Annotated in this window: 2 protein-coding genes; both read right to left on the reverse strand. The window is 69.9% G+C overall.

Annotation, left to right across the window (positions count from 1 at the left end; all coding sequences use genetic code 11):
- Positions 1 to 1,795 (reverse strand): response regulator (locus IT293_16040; protein ID MCC6766170.1); only part of this gene is annotated, 1,795 nt, incomplete at its 3' end.
- 340 nt (positions 1,796 to 2,135) lie between these two features.
- The gene (locus IT293_16045) at positions 2,136 to 3,608 is read right to left on the reverse strand and encodes a wax ester/triacylglycerol synthase family O-acyltransferase (GenBank protein MCC6766171.1); all 1,473 of its coding nucleotides are present in this window, start codon (positions 3,606 to 3,608) and stop codon (positions 2,136 to 2,138) included.
- Positions 3,609 to 3,790 lie beyond the last annotated feature (182 nt).

Below are 3,790 nucleotides of genomic sequence, written 5' to 3' on the forward strand. Positions count from 1 at the left end.
CGATCACGCGGCGGAGGTCCGACGCGGCGACCGGCTTCATCAGGTAGCCCGCGACGCCGAGCTCGCGGCAGCGCGCCGACTCGCCCTGCTCGCCGGCCGAGGTCAGCATGATGAGCGAGCCGCAGACCAGGTCCGGATCCTTCTTGATCCGCTCCGCGACGCCGAAGCCGTCGAGCCCCGGCATGTGGCCGTCGAGCAGCACGAGGTCGAAGGGGCTCTCCGCCTTCGCGGCGCGCCGGACCGCGATCAGCGCCGACGGCCCGTCCTCCACGCTCTGCGGCAGCATGCCCCAGCCGCGCGTCCGCTCTTCGAGGATGCGGCGGTTGGTCGCGTTGTCGTCGACGATCAGCACCGAGAGCCCGCACATGTCGGCCGGATCGCTCTCGGTCGCCTCCTCGCTGCAGCCGAAGCGCGCGGTGAAGTGGAACGTGCTGCCCTGGCCCGCGACGCTCTCGACCCAGATGCGGCCGCCCATCATGCCGACGAGTTGGGTGCAGATCGCGAGTCCGAGGCCGGTGCCGCCGTACTTCCGGCAGGTGGAGCCGTCGGCCTGCGTGAAGGCCTCGAAGATGAGCCGCTGCTTGTCGGCCGGAATGCCGATGCCCGTGTCCGACACCTCGAAGTGGAGCGCCACCTCGCTCTCGGTGTGCACGGCGACGCGTACGCCGACCGCGATCTCGCCGCGGTCCGTGAACTTGATGGCGTTGCCGACGAGGTTGAGGATGATCTGCCGGAGCCGGCTCGGGTCGCCGATGATCGCGTCCGGCACGTCGGGCGCGACGTGGCACACGAGCTCGAGATCCTTCTGGTGGGCCCGCAGCGCCAGCGTCTTCACCGAGCGCTCGAGATGCTCGCGGAGCCCGAAGGGCGTCCGCTCGAGGTCGAGCTTGCCGGCTTCGATCTTCGAGAAGTCGAGGATGTCGTTCAGGAGCGCCAGGAGCGCGTCGGCCGACGACTTCGCGAGCTCGAGGTACTCGCGCTGCTCGCCGGTGAGCTCGGTCTCGAGCGCGAGCTCGGTCGCCCCGAGGACGCCGTTCATCGGCGTCCGGATCTCGTGGCTCATGTTGGCGAGGAACTCGGACTTGAGGCGCGACGCCTCGAGCGCCGCCTCGCGCGCCTCGACGAGCTCGGCGAGCCGGCGCTGCCGCTCGGTCTCGTCGACGGCCGCCTGCCTGGTGAGGCTTCGCCCGTAGTAGATCGCGCCGAAGATCATCAGCACGACGAAGAGCGCGAGCACGAGCTCGCGTTGCTGGACGAGGCCGGCCGCGGCGAGCTCGCGCTGGAAGAGGACGTCCTGCACGTCGCGCACGTGCTGCTCGAGCGCGCTGAAGGCCTCCTGCACGGTCGCGAAGCGGCGGTGCATGCCGGCCATGAGCGGCGCCGCCTTCTCGGGCGCCTCGATCGAGAAATACGAGAACGTCATGTTGGCCTCGGAGGCCATGGCGTTCATCGCGGTGCGGATCGCGTCGAGATCGTGCAGGAGCGTCAGCACCTCCGGCGTGCCGCCGGCCCTCTCGAGATCGGTGCGGGCCGCGTCCCACGCGTCGTCGAACTCACGCCGCGCCTTGCGGAGCCGAACGGTCTCGCCGCGCGGGTCCTTGGAGTCGAAGACGTCGTTCGCCGGCGCGTTCACCGCCGCGGCGAGCTCGCGCAGCTGCGCGTAGGTCGCGAGGCGCTCCGCCCACTGCCGGTTCACGTCGAGCGACCCGCGGTGCATGTCGACGAGGTGGTGGTTGAGCGTGAGCCCGACCAGGACCGTCAGGATGTCGAACGCGGCGAAGAGCACGTAGAGCATCGGCAATCGCCGTTGCTCGACGGTCTCGCCGGGCGCGGCCGCGGTCGTCTTCGGCTCGTCGGTCTTCTGCAACGTTCCCTGCCTCGCGAAGGGCGCGAAATCTCCGCCAGGGAAATCAGCAAACGCTATGCCGCGAGGGGTCGAACGAAATGCCGTACGGCCGACGTGGAAGCGCGCCGCGGGACGTTACAATTGCGCGGCTTCGACACTCTGGTGACTCTCGCGCGGGGCCGAAGGCCGCCGGATCGTGCTCGACGGGGCGCCCGGAGCGGGCGCGGCGCCATGCGCTTTCGCAGAGCGCGGCGCGACGGGCCCGCGCGTCGCGCTCCGGAGGCGCGGCTCAGGCGAGCGCGGTCGCCGGGCCGTTCGCCGCGGGCCGTCCGCCGGCGCGCTCGCCGGGGGACACCTCCGCCACGTGCTGGAGCTCGCGAAACGCCTCTTCCACCGCGGCGACGAAGTCGTGGACGTCCGGTACGAGGTCCCAGTCGGCGTTGAAGCCCCAGCAGAGCTTCCCCGCGTAGCTGAAGAGCACGATGCCGAGCCCGAGGTAGTCGGTGAGCGGCACCTGCCCGTAGTTGTCGAGCATCTTGGCGCCGAGGAGATAGAGCGGTACCTGCGGTCCCGGCACGTTCGTCACGACGAGATTGAAGGGCAGGGCCCGCGTCATCATGCTGCTCGCGAGCGAGAGCAGCGTCGACGGCGTCCACTCGGCGACCCGCGACAGCATCTCGGCACCGAGCGCCTGCTTCGTCTCCTTCAGGCGCGCGGTGGTCTCGCTGATCTTCTGGAGGCGCGTCCGTGGATTCCGCTCGGCGAGCGGCAGGTCGATGATCCACGCCGACACGCGGTTCCCGAGCGTGCCGCGCTCCTCGGCGGTCCGCACGCTCACCGGCGCCATCACGCGGAAGTCGAGGTAGTCGACGTGTACGCGCCGGCCTTCGAGGAAGCGCTGCACGGCGCCCGTCACCGTCGTCAGCACGACGTCGTTCAGCGATCCGCCGAGACGCTTGCGCACCGTCTTCACGTCGTTCAGGTCCATCGCCAGCCAGTCGAAGCGGCGGTGCGGACCGATCGGCTTGTTGAGCGGCGTGTCGGAGACCGTGCGCAGGCTCGAGCGCAGCATGCCGCGCGCCGCCCGCCACATCGTGCGGATGTCCGAGCGCGGATCGCGGACGTCGGCCAGCACCTGCCGGAAACCGGAGACCGTCTCGAAAGGCGTCCGCGCGCGGCGCGCCGCCTCGGCCGAGAGCATCTGCCACCACGACGGCCGCGGCCGCGGCACCCAGCGCACGGCCGGGTCGATGTCCGAGATCGGCTCGATCGCGAGCAGCACCGCCAGGAGGTCGACGCTCGACATGCCGTCGACCATGCAATGGTGGATCTTGCTCACCATCGCGAAGTGCTCGCCGCCGTCGAGCCCCTCGACGATCCACATCTCCCAGAGCGGCTTCGAGCGGTCGAGCTGCTGCGACATGATGCGCCCGGAGAGCGCCTTCAATTGCTCGGCGTCGCCGGGGCGCGGCAGGCTGGTGTGGCGGACGTGGTACTCGATGTTGAAGTGCTGGTCGTCGACCCAGACCGGGTGACCCTCGATCGGGGTGTGCGAAAGCACCTGGCGGTAGCGTGGGATCAGGTGGAGGCGCGACTCGACGTAGGCGCGGATGCGCTTCACGTCGATGCCGCCGGTCGCGTTCTTCAGCGGGGCGGCGTCGAAGGTCGCGGTGCCGGCGACGTGCATGTGGTTCGTCGGGCTCTCCGTGATCAGGAACGAGTTGTCGAGGACGGTGAGCCGCTCGTACGTGGGCACCGGCATGTTGCGATCTCCTCTGGCTCGGCGGGCTGTCTGCTCCTTACACCTCCGGCCGATCGCTGAAAAAGGGGCATCTGCTGCGTTGCTCCCTCCTTCGCTTGCCGTGCCCTCGGAGAGGGTGCGGCGTAGCTCCGCTACGCCTCCGCGCTCAGTCGGTCGCGCCTTGCATCTGCCCCTTTTTGAGC

The sequence above is a fragment of the Deltaproteobacteria bacterium genome (genome assembly GCA_020848745.1).
Lineage (GTDB): Bacteria > Desulfobacterota > Binatia > UTPRO1 > UTPRO1 > UTPRO1.